The following is a 15,682-nucleotide window of genomic DNA, read 5'->3' as shown; positions in this document are numbered from 1 at the left end:
TCTTGCCTGCAACAGTATAAAACCCGCCAACCTCACCGGTTTGCGGGTTTTTTTATTGCTACCATTCCCATCCTGCTGTCTGACTGCGGGTGGAGGGATTAGCGTTCGAGGATAAAGGCGGGAAGTTTCAGGTGCCAGCGAATAGCCGCCAGGCGGATCGCCAGCGTGATGCCCATGCCGAGCATCATCGCCTGCTCCAGCGACATACCGAAGGTGGCATAGGCCGTAGCATGCACAATGCCGCCGATGATGCAGGCGGTGGCGTAAATTTCAGTTCGCAGGATCATCGGAATTTCCCGCGCCAGCACATCACGGATAATGCCGCCACCGACCCCGGTGATCACGCCCATACAGATTGCCACCAGCGGACTGGCGTCGGCGGCAAAGGCTTTATTGACCCCGATACCGACGAACACGGCCAGGCCGACGGCATCGAGCACCGGCAGGATCCACTTGGGCAGACGGCGCGGCTGGCGTACCAGCAGCAGCGTCAGCACGCAGGTGATCATGGCGACCACCAGGTCGGTCGGATCTTTCACCCAGAATACCGGCCCATTGGCTAATGCCATATCGCGGATGGTGCCGCCACCGACCGCCGTGACTACACCGAGCACCAGTACGCCGAACGGATCCATCCGCAGCTTGCCTGCCAACAACACGCCGGAAATGGCGAAAACCGCAGTGCCGAGAATATCCAGCCAAAACACCAGCATTAACGGATCTCCGCCAGTTGGCTGCACAGTTGTTGCGCCGCCAGCATGATGCGAGGGCCGGCGCGGTTGAACCAGTCGCCATTCACCGCAAGCACCGGTACCTGCAATTGCGGCGCCCAGAAGGCTTTCACGCTGGCGATTTCTTTTTGGTCGCCGGTAATAACGATGGCCTGCGGTTGGCGAGCCAGTACCTGTTCGCGGCTGATTTGCGGCCACGGCATACGGCTGTCGGCAAAGATATTCTCTGCACCACACAACGACAACACCTGGCTTTGCAAGGTGGCACCGGAGCTGGTGAACAGCGGCTGGGTACCGAATTGCAGCAGCACCCGTCGTGGCTGACTGTGTGGATATTTTGCTTTCAGCGCAGCAATTTGCTGACGGATCGCGTCTGCCGCCTGATGCGCTTGCTCAGGATGCGGGCTGTATTGGGCCAGGTCATCCAGCCGCTGGGCGATGTCATCAATGGTGGTGGCATCGGCATAAAAGATCGGGATACCAAAAGCGGCTAGCTGATCCAGCACTCGCTGTGGGTTGCCGCCGCGCCAGGCCAGGATCAGATCCGGCTTCAATGCCAGCACTCGCTCCAGATTGATCCCTTGCCAGGAGGCGACTTGTTCCAGTTTCCTGGCCTCTGGTGGATAGTCGGAATAAGCACTGACTGCCAGCAGGGTCTCGCCCATGCCGGCAGCATAGGCAAGTTCAGTGGTGTTGGGAGCCAGGCTGATCACCCGTTGGGTGGCGCTGGCAGGCAGCGCCACCCATAAGGCCAGCAGCCACAGCAGGGCTGAAAAGCGTCGTGTCACATCAACCGCGCTTAGCCAGGGTTTGCAGCATGGCGTTGACCATCAGCGTAGATTGCTTGGCAGCCACGGTAAGGAACTCGTCAAAACTCATGTGCGATTCACTGTCGGCCACGTCAGAGATAGCGCGTACGACGACAAACGGCGTAGCGAACAGGTGGCAAATGTGCCCGACCGCCGCAGCTTCCATTTCTACCGCGGCCACGGTCGGGAAGGTGGCACGGATGCGGGCCAGCGGCTCGGCGCCGTTAATGAAAGCATCGCCGCTGCAGATCAGGCCGCGTACGGCGTTCAGGTTCAGCTGTTTGATGCAGTCTTCCGCCAGCGCAATCAGCGCGTCGTCCGCCACAAACGCCGCCGGGCAGCCGGCCATCTGACCTGGCTCGTACCCAAAGGCGGTCACGTCGGCATCGTGGTAGCGCACTTCTTCGGACACCACGATATCGCCGACCTTCAGCGTGCTGGCCAGGCCACCTGCGGAACCGGTATTGATCACCAGGTCCGGCTTGCAGTGTTCCAGCAGCAGGGTGGTGCCCATGGCCGCAGAAACCTTGCCGATGCCAGACTTTAACAGCGCCACGTCAACGCCGCCGATCTGGCCGGTATAGATTTCACAGCCCGCGCGTTGAAGGGTCTGACGGTTTTCGATTTGATCGCGCAGCAGGGTGACTTCCTGCTCCATTGCGCCGATGATGCCTACTTTCATAAATAACACTCACTGATTGGGTGTGGGAATTTCGCCATAGTCTATCATGGCTCTCATAGAGAGATAATCCGTTGCATATGCCGTCGGGAATTGTTATCACGGGGCAGGATACAACGGCGGAGAAACAGATGTCCGGGATCGACTTTAAGCAGAAAATCAGCTTCCAACGGCCATTCAGCAAGCCAATTGAAGCCGAGGAAGAATACGATATTGTCCGGCAGTTTGAGAGCGATCGCGGGCGCATAGTCAATTCCGCCGCCATTCGCCGTCTGCAGCAAAAAACCCAGGTGTTTCCTCTCGAGCGTAACGCCGCGGTTCGCAGTCGCCTGACACACTCGATGGAGGTACAGCAGGTCGGGCGGCATATCGCCAAAGAGATCCTCAATCGCTTTAAACAGGACGGGCGAATCGATGAGCTCGGCCTGACAAAACTACTGGATCCCTTTGAAAGCATTGTTGAAATGGCCTGTCTGATGCATGACATCGGCAACCCGCCCTTTGGTCACTTTGGTGAGTCGGCGATTAACAACTGGTTTTCCCAGCGGCTCGATCCCGCCAGCTGTGGCAGCGAGCCGGCCAGTAACGATCGTTGTCAGGTCAGCGCATTGCGCCTACACGAAGGCGAGAGCGATCTTAACCGCCTGCGCAGCCGCATCCGTCAGGACCTCAGCCATTTCGAAGGCAATGCTCAGGCGATCCGGCTGGTGTACAGCCTGCTGAAACTTAACCTGACCTATGCGCAGGTGGGCTGTATCCTGAAATATACCCGCCCGGCCTATTGGGCCAGTGACATTCCCGCCAGCCATAACTACCTGATGAAAAAACCGGGCTTTTATCTGGCGGAAGAAGCGTTTGTCGATCGGCTGCGGCGCGAGCTGAATATGGGTGAGTTCGACCGCTTCCCATTGACCTATATAATGGAAGCCGCTGACGATATTTCCTACTGCGTGGCCGATCTGGAAGATGCGGTGGAAAAAAACATTTTCACCGTCGAGCAGCTTTACCAGCATTTAACCCAGGAATGGGGGGCGGTGTCGCCGGGCGATTTGTTTGATAAAACCGTGGCCAGCGCATTTCGCAAGATCGCGCACGGTGGCGCGCGACGCAGCAGCGAAGACCAGTTCTTCATGTATTTACGGGTTTTCACCGTGGCGCGGTTGGTCCCACATGCGGCGCAGCGGTTTATTGATAATCTGGAGGCGGTTTATCAGGGGAACTTTAATCAAGCGCTGCTGGAGGATTCCAGCCCGGCTTACCAATTGCTGAAAATATTCAAGAATGTCGCGTTCAAACACGTGTTTAATCACCCGGAAGTCGAACAGCTTGAACTGCAAGGGTACCGGGTGATCAGCGGCCTGCTGGATATTTACAGCCCGCTGTTGGCAATGCCGCTGGCGGATTTTACCCTGTTAGTGCAGGAAGACAGCCATCGTGCTTATCCAATCGAAACGCGTCTGTTTCATAAGCTGTCGACCAAACATCGGCTGGCTTACATAGAAGCGATTGAAGGCCTGCAACACCTGTCGCCCGAGCAGTTGGCGATCCGCGAGTATTATTTTCGTGCGCGTTTGCTGCAAGATTATATCAGCGGTATGACCGATCTTTATGCTTATGACGAATACCGGCGATTAATGGCTGCTGAATAATTCATTCAGCTAATAAATATTATTTTAAGCACTTTACTGGACGGCGCGTTATCTATTTCGAGTTTTGTAAAGACGGACAATATTTGTTTACTATTACCAATAACCTGCGCCGGAACTTAGGGGTATTAATACGTTCTGACTATGCACAAAGACCGTAATACTTTCTGAACGACTTTATAAGAGACACACAGATGAAAAAAACCGCATTAGTTCTGAGCGCATTGGCTTTCAGTATTGGTATGGCGATGGGGCCGATGACGGCCAGCGCCGCAGAAACCGCTTCTTCCAGCACTCAGCAATTGCCAAGCCTGGCACCGATGCTGGAAAAAGTGATGCCTTCCGTGGTGAGCATCAATGTTGAAGGCAGCACGACCGTCAACACGGCGAAGATGCCACCGCAATTCCAACAGTTCTTCGGTGACGATTCACCGTTCTGCCAGGACGGCTCGCCGTTCCAGGCTTCGCCGATGTGTCAGGGTGGTGGGCAGGGTGCACCTGGCCAGGGGACTCAGCAGAAATTCCAGGCGCTGGGTGCCGGGGTGGTGATTGATGCCGCCAAAGGCTATGTGGTAACCAATAACCACGTGGTGGATAATGCCAACAAAATACAGGTCCAACTGAGCGATGGCCGCAAATTTGACGCCAAGGTGATCGGTAAGGACCCGCGTTCCGATATCGCATTGATTCAACTGAAAGACTTTAAAAATCTGACGGCGATCAAAATGGCAGACTCTGAACAACTGCGCGTAGGTGATTACACCGTCGCGATCGGCAACCCGTATGGGCTGGGTGAAACCGCCACTTCCGGCATCGTATCTGCGCTGGGCCGCAGCGGGCTGAATATCGAAAACTACGAGAACTTCATCCAGACCGATGCGGCGATTAACCGCGGTAACTCCGGCGGTGCGTTGGTTAACCTGAATGGCGAACTGATTGGCATTAACACCGCCATTTTGGCACCGGACGGCGGCAACATCGGTATTGGCTTTGCCATCCCGAGCAACATGGTGAAAAACCTGACGGCGCAAATGGTCGAATTCGGTCAGGTGAAACGCGGTGAATTGGGCATTATGGGCGCTGAGCTGAACTCTGAGCTGGCGAAAGCGATGAAAGTGGACGCGCAGCGCGGGGCATTTGTCAGCCAGGTAATGCCGAAATCCTCTGCTGCCAAGGCGGGCATCAAGGCCGGTGACGTGATTGTCACCATGAACGGTAAAGCCATCTCCAGTTTCGCGTCGTTCCGTGCGGAAATCGGTACTTTGCCGGTCGGCAGCAAAATGTCGCTGGGTATTATCCGCGACGGCAAACCGATTACCGTGGACGTCACGCTGGAGCAAAGCTCACAGACTCAGGTTGAATCCGGCAATATCTACACCGGTATCGAAGGCGCCGAACTGAGCAATGGTCAGACGGGCAGCCAGAAAGGCGTGAAGGTGGATAACGTCAAGGCCGGCAGCGCGGCTGCACGTATCGGCCTGAAAAAAGGCGACTTTATCCTGGGGGTTAACCAGCAGCCGATACAGAATCTGGGCGAACTGCGTAAAATCCTCGACAGCAAACCCTCGGTACTGGCGCTGAATATCCTGCGCGGTGACACTTCGCTGTATCTGCTGATGCAGTAAGGTTAATCAGCCAACCCTTGCGAACAAGGCACTCCACGACGGAGTGCCTCAGACTACTGACAGCCCGTTATTAGGGAGAGCGTGCCGAAGGGGTCGTAGCGGCTTGCCCGCCGGAGCGCCCCTCGGTGCGCTAGGCCCGGGTATCTCGGATTCAAAGACAACTTTGTTATCAAACTCAGGCACTCCACGACGGAGTGCCTTTTTTGTTGCCTGTCGCATCAGGCCAGATGGGCGCGAGCCGCCTGGCTGACCAGCTCAATTTCATCCAACAGTTCCAGCCACTCCGGCTCCAGCTCATCATTACTGATGCCCTGACGCAGTTGCTGTTCAAGGTAGAAACACAGCTGTTTCAGGCGGGGTACGCCGCTGTAGCTGCAACTGCCGTGCAGTTTGTGGATTAAATCGAGAATGCCATCATCCGGCGTGCCGTCCAACATCGCTTGTACCCGTCCGCTGACCTGCGGCAGGAAATCGAGCAGCATCTGTAGCAGGTCATGCGCCAGATCGGGCTTGTTCGCGGCCTGACGCAGCGCCAGCGGCCAGTCGAGCGACAGCAGCGGTTGATTAAGCTGCGCTATCGGCTCCGGTTCGCCACTGTAATAACGCGCCAGTACCCGGGTCAGCATCGCTTCGTCAATCGGCTTGGCCAGATAGTCATCCATACCGGCCTGCAACAAATGTTCGCGCTCGCCACTAACCGCATGGGCGGTGACGGCGACGATCGGCGTCGAATTGTGATGCGGCAGTTGGCGGATCAGCTCGCTGGTACGAATGCCGTCAATATTGGGCATCTGGATATCCATCAGGATCAGGTCCAGCACGTTGTCGCGCGCCAGTAGCAGCGCTTCTTCCCCACTTTCACACAGCAGGGTCTTCTCCACCTGTTCGGCCAGCAGAGTGCCAATCAGCTTCAGGTTGGCCGGGTTATCGTCGACCGCCATCACCGTCAACGGCAGGCGTTTATGTTCCGGCAGGGCGGTGAGGCGCGGCGGTGTTTCCATGCGCAGCAGCGGGAACAGACGGTTGCTGGTGATCGGCTTGATCAGGCAGCCGGCCGCACCTTGCTGTTTAAGCTGTTCGGCATTGATCTGTGACTGAGAGGGCAGCGCCAGAATCACCCGGTCTGCGATCTTCAATGCCGCCAACAGTTTGCTTTCGTGCTGCGCCATATTTTCGCGGAACGGGATCGGCACTCCCACCAGCAGGAAGTCGTAATTTTTCTTCGGTAACTGGGCCAGCGTTGGCGAATGGGTGATCACCAAATGGGTGACGCTCAGCATATTCAGCGTCGCCTGTGCCGCCATCGGGTTGGCTTCGATATAGCCCAGGGTCTTACCTTGCAGATCCGGCAGGTTTGACGGCAGCGACAGCATGCCTTCATGCAGATCAAGAGTGATATGGAACCAGAAGGTCGAACCGCGGTTCAATTGGCTGTGGAAGCAGATATCGCCCCCCATTTCCTTCACCAGCTTCTGGGTGATCACCAGCCCCAGGCCGGTACCGCCGTGGCGGCGTGAAATACTGGCATCCGCCTGACGAAACGCCTGGAACAGCTGCGACTGCTGCCGTTCGGAGATGCCAATGCCAGTGTCATGGATCTGCACTTCCAGCTCCATCTGGCGATCCTGCTGGCCACGTAGCTCGACGCGGATATCGATGTTGCCGGTCTCGGTAAATTTGATCGCGTTGCCCAACAGGTTGGTAATGATCTGTTGCAGTCGCAGTGAATCGCCAATCACCTGCTCCGGTACGTCGTTGTGCACATCCAGCGTCAGTTCCAGCCCTTTCTCATGGGCGCTGGGGGCCAGCAGCACTATCACTTCGTCCAGCGTCTCACGCAGCGAGAACGGGATATGCTCCAGCACCAGCTTGCCGGCCTCCAGCTTGGAGAAGTCCAGCACGTCGTTGATGATGGTCAGCAGGTTGTTGGCCGAGCGCTCGATGGTTTGCAGATAGTCGGTCTGGGTGACGCTCATCTCGGTTTTCAGCATCTGGCGGGTAAAGCCGATCACGCCGTTGAGCGGGGTCCGCAGCTCGTGCGACATGTTCGCCAGGAATTCGGATTTGATACGCGCCGCTTCCTGTGCGCGTTTTTTTGCCAGGTCCAGCTCAACGTTCTGGATCTCCATCTGCTCCAGCGTTTCGCGCAGGTCGGAGGTGGCCTGATCGATATTTTGCTGCATCTCTTCATGGTAAGCGGTTAGCGACATCGCCATCGAGTTGATGCCGTTTTTCAGCATGTGCAGTTCGCCGAGCATAAAGCCTTCGACCCGACTGTCGAGCTGGCCACGGCGGATGCGGTCAACGGTGTTCACCATATTGCGGATCGGGCCGGTGACGTCACGCATCAGGCGGTAAGCAAACAGAATGGCGATACACATGCACAACAGCAGCAGCAGGGTGGAGACAAACACCTCTTTGTATTGCTGCAACCGGACCGACTGCAGATCCAGCTCGATCGCCACATAGCCCAGGCGGTTATCCTGCTGGGGATCGCTGCTGACGGCTTGGTCCGGATATTGGCTCTCCGACAGGATCGGGGTGCGCAGGATCAGTGAGTCGCCACGCCGTGTCAGCATCAGATCGGTGGGGATAGGCACCCCTTTCGGCAACTGCAATTGGGTAAAGTTGTGATGATAATTGGAGGTGACAAACAGATTGTTCTGCGCGTCGAACACCGTAATGGATCGCACGATATCCGAATGGCGACGGTGCAACAGGCTGACCAATTGCCTGACCGACTCACGGCTGCGGAACGTCATGCCGTACTCGCTGGCCACCGCCAGCGGTTCGATAATACTGGCACCGGCATCAACCAACTGTTCCTGTAATTCATTGTAGCGGTGCACCACGAAGAAAGTGCTGAGCAACAGACCAATCAACAGCGTTGGGGCCAGAATCAGGATCATCATGCGCGCCCGCAGGCTGTATTTGGTCATGGGATTCCAATGTGGGAAAATTGCCGGACAGGCTCTACTTTAAATGAACCGGCACTCGTTCGACAAACTATGGCGTACTTCTTTATTCGGCACCGGGCAGTGAGAGTCTCGAAAAACTGTGCGCCGAAACGCCGTATTATCAGAGCGACGGGCTACGCTTAGACTTTGGCTGGTGTGACTTTATTCAGATAAATAGCTTATTAAATCAGTTAATGGTGGGGCTTGCCCTTGAATGGCAGGCTATTCAACCCAATGTTCGGGTATTGGATCTGTTCTGTGGCCTGGGGCTTTTTACCCTGCCGTTGGCGCGACGCGCCGCTGCGGTGGCAGGCATAGAAGGTGTTGCCACACCGGGAGCTAATGGGCAATATAATGCACATAAGAATAGGCTGAGTCACGCCAGCTTCTTATCGTCTTGCGCGTGTGTGAATGTTGGAACGGTTTTCGCATACGGGGCATATTGAGTCAATGGCGCTGTTGATTAACGGTTTGCGCCAGAGGTCGCTGCAAAGTAGGGAGAGGTTATGGTTGCGGTAAGAAGTGCACATCTGAACACGGCTGGCGAATTTGCTCTCGACGAGTGGATTGCCAGCTTGGGGCTACCTAACCCGCAGTCATGTGAGCGATTAGCCGCAACCTGGCGCTACTGTGAGCAACAGACTCAGAATCACCCTAACGCGTCGCTATTGCTGTGGCGCGGGCTGGAAATGGTTGAAATCCTCTCGACCCTGAGCATGGACAACGACAGCATGCGCGCCGCGCTGCTGTTCCCGCTGGTGGATGCCGGTATTGTGGAGGAAGAAACCCTGACCGAAGCCTTCGGCAAGGGCATCACCTACCTGGTACACGGTGTCCGCGACATGGATGCCATCCGCCAACTGAAAGCCACCCAAAACGATTCGATGGCCTCCGAACAGGTCGACAATGTGCGCCGCATGCTGTTGGCGATGGTGGAAGATTTCCGCTGCGTGGTGATCAAGCTGGCGGAGCGTATCGCTCACCTGCGTGAAGTGAAAGATGCGCCGGAAGACGAACGCGTACTGGCGGCCAAAGAGTGTTCGAATATCTATGCACCGCTGGCCAACCGCCTCGGTATCGGGCAACTGAAATGGGAGCTGGAAGATTTCTGCTTCCGCTACCTGCACCCGGACGAATACAAGCGCATCGCCAAACTGCTGCATGAACGCCGCATCGATCGCGAGCAATTTATTGATGATTTCGTCGCTACACTGCGTGGTGCTATGGGCGACGAGGGCATCAAGGCGGATATTTACGGCCGCCCGAAACATATCTACAGCATCTGGCGCAAGATGCAGAAGAAAGCCCTGGCGTTTGACGAGCTGTTTGACGTGCGCGCGGTGCGCGTGGTGGTCGAGCGCTTGCAGGACTGCTATGCGGCGCTGGGGATTGTGCATACCCACTTCCGCCATCTGCCGGATGAGTTCGACGACTATGTCGCCAACCCGAAACCTAACGGTTATCAGTCGATCCACACCGTGGTGCTGGGGCCGCGCGGTAAAACGCTGGAGATCCAGATCCGTACCCGCCAGATGCATGAAGACGCCGAACTGGGCGTGGCTGCGCACTGGAAATACAAAGAGGGCGCGGTTGCGACAGTGCGTTCCGGCTATGAAGAACGCATCGCCTGGCTACGCAAACTGATCGCCTGGCAGGAAGAGATGGCGGATTCCGGCGAGATGCTCGACGAGGTTCGCAGCCAGGTATTCGACGATCGGGTTTATGTGTTTACCCCGAAAGGCGACGTGGTGGATCTGCCGGCCGGCTCTACGCCGCTCGACTTTGCCTACCATATTCACAGCGACGTCGGCCACCGCTGCATCGGCGCCAAAATTGGCGGCCGCATCGTGCCCTTTACCTACCAGCTGCGGATGGGCGATCAGATTGAAATCATCACCCAGAAGCAGCCGAACCCGAGCCGTGACTGGCTGAACCCGAACCTGGGCTACGTCACCACCAGCCGGGGGCGCTCCAAGATCCACAATTGGTTCCGCAAGCAGGATCGTGACAAGAACATCCTGGCCGGTCGCCAAATGCTGGACAGCGAGCTGGAACACCTCGGCATCAGCCTGAAAGAGGCCGAGAAGCTGTTGATCCCGCGTTACAACATGAATTCGCTGGATGAAATCCTGGCGGCGATTGGTGGCGGGGATATTCGCCTGAATCAGATGGTGAACTTCCTGCAGGGCAAGTTCAACAAACCGAGCGCCGAAGAGCAGGATCGCGAAGCACTGCGCCAACTGGTTCAGCACAAGGCGCCAGCGGCAACTCGCAGCAAGGACAACGGCCGGGTGGTGGTGGAAGGGGTAGGTAACCTGATGCACCACATTGCCCGCTGCTGCCAGCCGATCCCGGGTGACGACATTGTCGGCTTTATCACCCAGGGACGCGGTATTTCGATCCACCGGGCAGACTGTGACCAACTGGTGGATCTGCAGTCGCATGCGCCGGAACGTATCGTTGACGCGGTGTGGGGCGAAAGCTACTCCAGCGGTTATTCGCTGGTGGTGCGTGTGATGGCCAACGATCGCAGCGGTCTGCTGCGCGACATCACCACCATTTTGGCCAACGAAAAGGTCAACGTGCTGGGCGTGGCCAGCCGGAGCGACACCAAAAAGCAGTTGGCGACCATCGATATGGACATTGAAATCTATAACCAGCAGGTGCTGGGCCGGGTATTGGCCAAGCTCAACCAACTGCCGGATGTGATAGATGCCAAACGACTGCACGGCAGCTAACCTTACATTTTTATCGGGGCCCATATATTGGGCCCCGCACCTTTCAGAGACTCTGTCATGACCCAATCTTCTCCGCTGCAACGCTTGCTGAACATCATGAAAACGCTGCGCGATCCGCAGGCCGGTTGCCCGTGGGACCGCAAGCAAACCTTCGCCACTATCGCGCCTTACACGCTGGAAGAAACCTACGAAGTGCTGGATGCCATTGAGCGCCAGGACTATGGCGATCTGCGTGATGAACTGGGCGATCTGCTGTTCCAGGTGGTGTTTTATGCCCAAATGGGCCAGGAGCAGGGGCTGTTTGACTTCGATGAGGTGTGCAATGCCATCAGCGACAAGCTGGAGCGCCGTCACCCGCATATCTTTGGCGAAGCCGATGCTGCGGACAGTGAAGTCGTTGCGGCGCGCTGGGAGCAGTTGAAGGCCGGTGAACGCGCCGAGAAAGAGCTGCATTCGGCGTTGGATGACATTCCTCAGGCGTTGCCGGCATTGATGAAGGCGCACAAAATTCAGAAACGCTGCGCCTCGGTCGGTTTTGACTGGCACACTCTGGGGCCAGTGCTGGACAAGGTGTACGAAGAGATCGACGAAGTGATGCATGAAGCGCGGCAGGCGGTGGTCGACGAGCAGAAGCTGGAAGAGGAAATCGGCGATCTGCTGTTCGCCACGGTGAATTTATCCCGTCATCTTGGCCACAAGGCAGAAAACGCGCTGCAGGCAGCCAATCGCAAGTTTGAGCGCCGTTTCCGTCAGGTGGAAGAGATCGTCAAACAGCGTGGGCTGCAAATGGGTGAAGCCACGCTGGAGCAGATGGAAGAGGCGTGGCAGCAGGTTAAATGTCAGGAAAACTAATCTGCTGCGGTGCTGTCCTATGAATGTCGCAATGTTGATCGGAGACAAGATCTACCTAAGCTGAAACGGTTAAGCTTTGGGTCATGGTTTGCTGAACCGCGACGTCCCGACAGTAAAACGCCAACAAACTGAAATCTAAGGTGTTTTATGGTTGCCAAAGGGCGGTAAATTGAGATTTTCCGTGCTAACTCATTGTTTTAAAAAGACCACCGAGGGTGTGCCGATAAGGTAAACCCGGATGAACTCCTGAGGGTGACAGAGATGATGGACAGTAAAACGATCGTTTGTAGGTCTGAAGAGGTTCGGGTATACTACTTTCCCGTCTTGGTTCTTCCATCGTCTTTAAACCTAAACTCTCAGGTTCAGCATGACAACTAATTATATTTTTGTGACCGGCGGGGTCGTATCCTCTCTGGGTAAAGGCATTGCCGCAGCCTCTCTGGCGGCTATTCTTGAAGCCCGTGGCCTCAACGTTACCATCATGAAACTGGACCCGTACATCAACGTGGATCCGGGCACCATGAGCCCGATTCAGCATGGGGAAGTTTTCGTCACCGAAGACGGCGCAGAAACCGATCTGGATTTGGGTCACTACGAGCGCTACATCCGTACCAAAATGTCGCGCCGCAATAACTTCACCACCGGCCGTATCTACTCCGACGTTCTGCGTAAAGAACGCCGTGGCGACTATCTGGGCGCAACCGTACAGGTTATCCCGCACATCACCAACGCGATCAAAGAGCGTATCCTCGAAGGTGGCGAAGGTCACGACGTGGTATTGGTTGAGATCGGCGGTACCGTGGGCGATATCGAATCGCTGCCGTTCCTGGAAGCCATTCGTCAGATGGCTGTGGAAGTGGGCCGTGAGCACACCCTGTACATGCATCTGACGCTGGTGCCGTACCTGGCCGCTGCCGGTGAAGTGAAAACCAAACCTACTCAGCATTCCGTAAAAGAGCTGCTTTCTATCGGTATTCAGCCTGATGTGCTGATTTGCCGTTCCGATCGCGCCGTTCCTGCTAACGAACGTGCGAAAATCGCACTTTTCTGTAACGTGCCGGAAAAAGCGGTTATCTCCCTAAAAGACGTTGATTCTATTTATAAAATCCCAGGCCTCTTGAAATCTCAGGGCCTTGATGATTATATTTGTAAACGATTCAGCCTCAACGCGCCGGAAGCCAACCTGGCCGAATGGGAGCAGGTAATTTACGAAGAAGCTAATCCGGGCGGCGAAGTGACTATTGGCATGGTCGGCAAATATGTCGAGTTGCCGGATGCCTATAAGTCAGTGATTGAAGCCTTGAAACACGGCGGCCTGAAAAATCGTCTGACCGTGAACATCAAGCTTATCGACTCGCAGGATGTGGAAACCCGCGGCGTAGAAGTGCTGAAAGGTCTGGACGCGATCCTGATCCCAGGCGGCTTCGGCTACCGTGGTGTGGAAGGCAAGGTGATGACCGCGCGTTTTGCGCGTGAAAATAACATCCCTTATCTGGGCATCTGTCTGGGTATGCAGGTGGCACTGATGGAGTTCGCCCGCAACGTGGTGGGTATGGAGAACGCCAACTCTACCGAGTTTGTGCCAGACTGTAAGTACCCGGTGGTGGCGTTGATCACCGAGTGGCGTGACGAAGACGGCAACGTCGAAGTGCGTACTGAAGAAAGCGATTTGGGTGGCACGATGCGTGTCGGTGGCCAGCAATGCCACCTGACCGACAATAGCCTGGTACGTCAGATGTACGGCGAACCGACCATTGTTGAACGTCATCGTCACCGCTATGAAGTTAACAACATGCTGTTGAAGCAGATCGAAGCCGCCGGGCTGCGTGTTGCCGGCCGTTCTGCAGACAACAAGCTGGTTGAGATTATCGAACTGCCGAATCATCCGTGGTTTGTAGCTTGTCAGTTCCACCCGGAATTTACTTCGACGCCGCGTGATGGTCATCCGTTGTTCGCCGGCTTTGTGAAGGCCGCTGGTGAGTATCAGAAGCGCCAGGTGAAATAAAATATTTGGTAGGCGGCGCGCGGTGAGAACCGCGCGCTGTTTGTCTGGAGTTTTAGTTTAACTTGTACTGAGGAAAACCTAATGTCCAAAATCGTTAAAGTCATCGGTCGTGAAATCATCGACTCCCGCGGTAACCCGACTGTTGAAGCCGAAGTGCATCTGGAAGGCGGTTTCGTAGGTCTGGCTGCTGCGCCGTCAGGTGCTTCTACCGGTTCCCGTGAAGCACTGGAACTGCGTGACGGTGACAAGTCTCGTTTCCTGGGTAAAGGCGTACTGAAAGCCGTTGCTGCAGTAAACGGCCCGATTGCTCAGGCAGTACTGGGTAAAGATGCCAAAGACCAGGCTAACATCGACAAGATTATGATCGACCTGGACGGCACCGAAAACAAATCCCAATTCGGCGCTAACGCCATTCTGGCGGTTTCCCTGGCTGCTGCCAAAGCGGCTGCGGCTTCCAAAGGTATGCCGCTGTATGAGCACATCGCTGAGCTGAACGGCACCCCAGGAAAATTCTCTATGCCACTGCCTATGATGAACATCATCAACGGCGGCGAGCACGCTGACAACAACGTCGATATTCAGGAATTTATGATTCAGCCGGTTGGCGCGAAATCCCTGAAAGAAGCCGTTCGCATCGGTTCTGAAGTATTCCATCACCTGGCGAAAGTGCTGAAGGCTAAAGGTCTGAACACGGCTGTCGGTGACGAAGGCGGCTACGCACCAAACCTGGGTTCCAACGCTGAAGCGCTGGCTGTTATCGCTGAAGCGGTAAAAGCAGCAGGCTACGAGCTGGGCAAAGATGTGACTCTGGCCATGGACTGTGCGGCTTCCGAGTTCTACAAAGACGGTAAATATGTACTGGCCGGCGAAGGCAACAAAGCCTTCACTTCCGAAGAGTTCACTCACTTCCTGGAAGACCTGACCAAACAGTACCCAATCGTGTCTATCGAAGACGGTCTGGACGAATCTGACTGGGATGGTTTCGCATACCAGACCAAAGTGCTGGGCGACAAAATCCAGCTGGTGGGCGACGACCTGTTCGTAACCAACACCAAGATCCTGAAAGAAGGCATCGATAAAGGCATCGCTAACTCCATCCTGATCAAATTCAACCAGATCGGTTCTCTGACCGAAACCCTGGCTGCTATCAAGATGGCGAAAGACGCAGGCTACACCGCGGTGATCTCTCACCGTTCAGGTGAAACCGAAGACGCAACTATCGCCGATCTCGCGGTAGGTACTGCGGCTGGCCAGATCAAAACCGGTTCCATGAGCCGTTCTGACCGCGTTGCTAAATACAACCAACTGATCCGTATCGAAGAAGCGCTGGGTTCACGCGCACCGTTCAACGGCCTGAAAGAAGTTAAAGGTCAGTAATAACGGCTTGGTTCGTTGCTAAATAAAAACCCGCTGCGGCGGGTTTTTTTATAGGTGTTATCCAGCGAGTTATGATTCCAGTAAGTTATAGTGTGTTATTTATTAGTATATTATTAATTATTGATTCGGTGTTTTATAACTCTATAATTTAATTATAATAATAAAATTCCTATTTATAAATTCCCTTTTTAATTGCTTTATAATTTTTAGTTACTAGACTGCCAGTAAGGCAGAGTTCGGATAGCAGTAACCTGCCTCAATTC

General features: G+C 55.4%; 11 protein-coding genes. 7 read left to right on the top strand and 4 right to left on the bottom strand.

What is annotated here, in order from left to right:
- Positions 1–98 precede the first annotated feature (98 nt).
- The 3 genes from F8R23_RS13860 to mtnN are packed head-to-tail and all read right to left on the bottom strand — an operon-like array spanning position 99 to position 2,222.
- Positions 99–713, bottom strand: coding sequence for a TRIC cation channel family protein (locus F8R23_RS13860; RefSeq protein ID WP_112348031.1), 615 nt, complete (start codon positions 711–713; stop codon positions 99–101).
- Positions 713–1,519 (bottom strand): vitamin B12 ABC transporter substrate-binding protein BtuF, encoded by an 807-nt coding sequence (btuF, locus tag F8R23_RS13855; protein WP_129934266.1) that lies wholly within the window; start codon positions 1,517–1,519, stop codon positions 713–715. The genes F8R23_RS13860 and btuF overlap by 1 nt, the downstream gene beginning before the upstream one ends.
- 1 nt (position 1,520) lies before the next feature.
- Complete coding sequence (gene mtnN / locus F8R23_RS13850) at positions 1,521–2,222, bottom strand: 5'-methylthioadenosine/S-adenosylhomocysteine nucleosidase (RefSeq protein ID WP_112348033.1); 702 nt, start codon at positions 2,220–2,222, stop codon at positions 1,521–1,523.
- Positions 2,223–2,350: 128 nt separating this feature from the next.
- Here mtnN and dgt point away from each other — a divergent pair, with 128 nt between their 5' ends.
- Together dgt and degP are read left to right on the top strand one after the other, a co-directional pair.
- Positions 2,351–3,868 carry a dGTPase gene (gene dgt, locus F8R23_RS13845; protein WP_151415724.1) on the top strand — a complete coding sequence of 506 codons (1,518 nt, stop codon included), beginning with the start codon at positions 2,351–2,353 and terminating at the stop codon, positions 3,866–3,868.
- 191 nt (positions 3,869–4,059) lie between these two features.
- Positions 4,060–5,490 carry a serine endoprotease DegP gene (gene degP / locus F8R23_RS13840; protein WP_129934269.1) on the top strand — a complete coding sequence of 477 codons (1,431 nt, stop codon included), beginning with the start codon at positions 4,060–4,062 and terminating at the stop codon, positions 5,488–5,490.
- 218 nt (positions 5,491–5,708) lie between these two features.
- Here the strand turns inward: degP and barA are convergent, their stop codons facing one another.
- Positions 5,709–8,429: a two-component sensor histidine kinase BarA gene (gene barA, locus F8R23_RS13835; RefSeq protein ID WP_129934271.1), complete on the bottom strand. Its 2,721-nt coding sequence runs from the start codon at positions 8,427–8,429 to the stop codon at positions 5,709–5,711.
- A 116-nt stretch (positions 8,430–8,545) separates the two neighbouring features.
- Here barA and F8R23_RS13830 point away from each other — a divergent pair, with 116 nt between their 5' ends.
- From F8R23_RS13830 to eno, 5 genes are all read left to right on the top strand, one after another.
- Positions 8,546–8,893: a class I SAM-dependent RNA methyltransferase family protein gene (locus F8R23_RS13830; RefSeq protein ID WP_369804755.1), complete on the top strand. Its 348-nt coding sequence runs from the start codon at positions 8,546–8,548 to the stop codon at positions 8,891–8,893.
- 60 nt (positions 8,894–8,953) lie between these two features.
- Positions 8,954–11,185 carry a GTP diphosphokinase gene (gene relA / locus F8R23_RS13825; protein ID WP_099063059.1) on the top strand — a complete coding sequence of 744 codons (2,232 nt, stop codon included), beginning with the start codon at positions 8,954–8,956 and terminating at the stop codon, positions 11,183–11,185.
- A gap of 57 nt (positions 11,186–11,242) precedes the next feature.
- Complete coding sequence (gene mazG, locus F8R23_RS13820) at positions 11,243–12,037, top strand: nucleoside triphosphate pyrophosphohydrolase (RefSeq protein ID WP_129934273.1); 795 nt, start codon at positions 11,243–11,245, stop codon at positions 12,035–12,037.
- Between the two features lie 367 nt (positions 12,038–12,404).
- A complete protein-coding gene (pyrG, locus tag F8R23_RS13815; RefSeq protein ID WP_099063058.1) occupies positions 12,405–14,042 on the top strand; it encodes a glutamine hydrolyzing CTP synthase in 1,638 nt (545 codons plus the stop codon).
- Positions 14,043–14,123: 81 nt separating this feature from the next.
- On the top strand, positions 14,124–15,419 hold the full coding sequence (gene eno / locus F8R23_RS13810; RefSeq protein WP_099063057.1) for a phosphopyruvate hydratase: 1,296 nt from the start codon (positions 14,124–14,126) through the stop codon (positions 15,417–15,419).
- Positions 15,420–15,682: the final 263 nt, after the last annotated feature.

Origin of the sequence: Serratia proteamaculans (assembly GCF_008830365.1) — a bacterium.
GTDB lineage: Bacteria > Pseudomonadota > Gammaproteobacteria > Enterobacterales > Enterobacteriaceae > Serratia > Serratia proteamaculans.
Note: the sequence above shows the minus strand (reverse complement) of the source record. Positions and strands in the feature narration are given on the sequence as shown.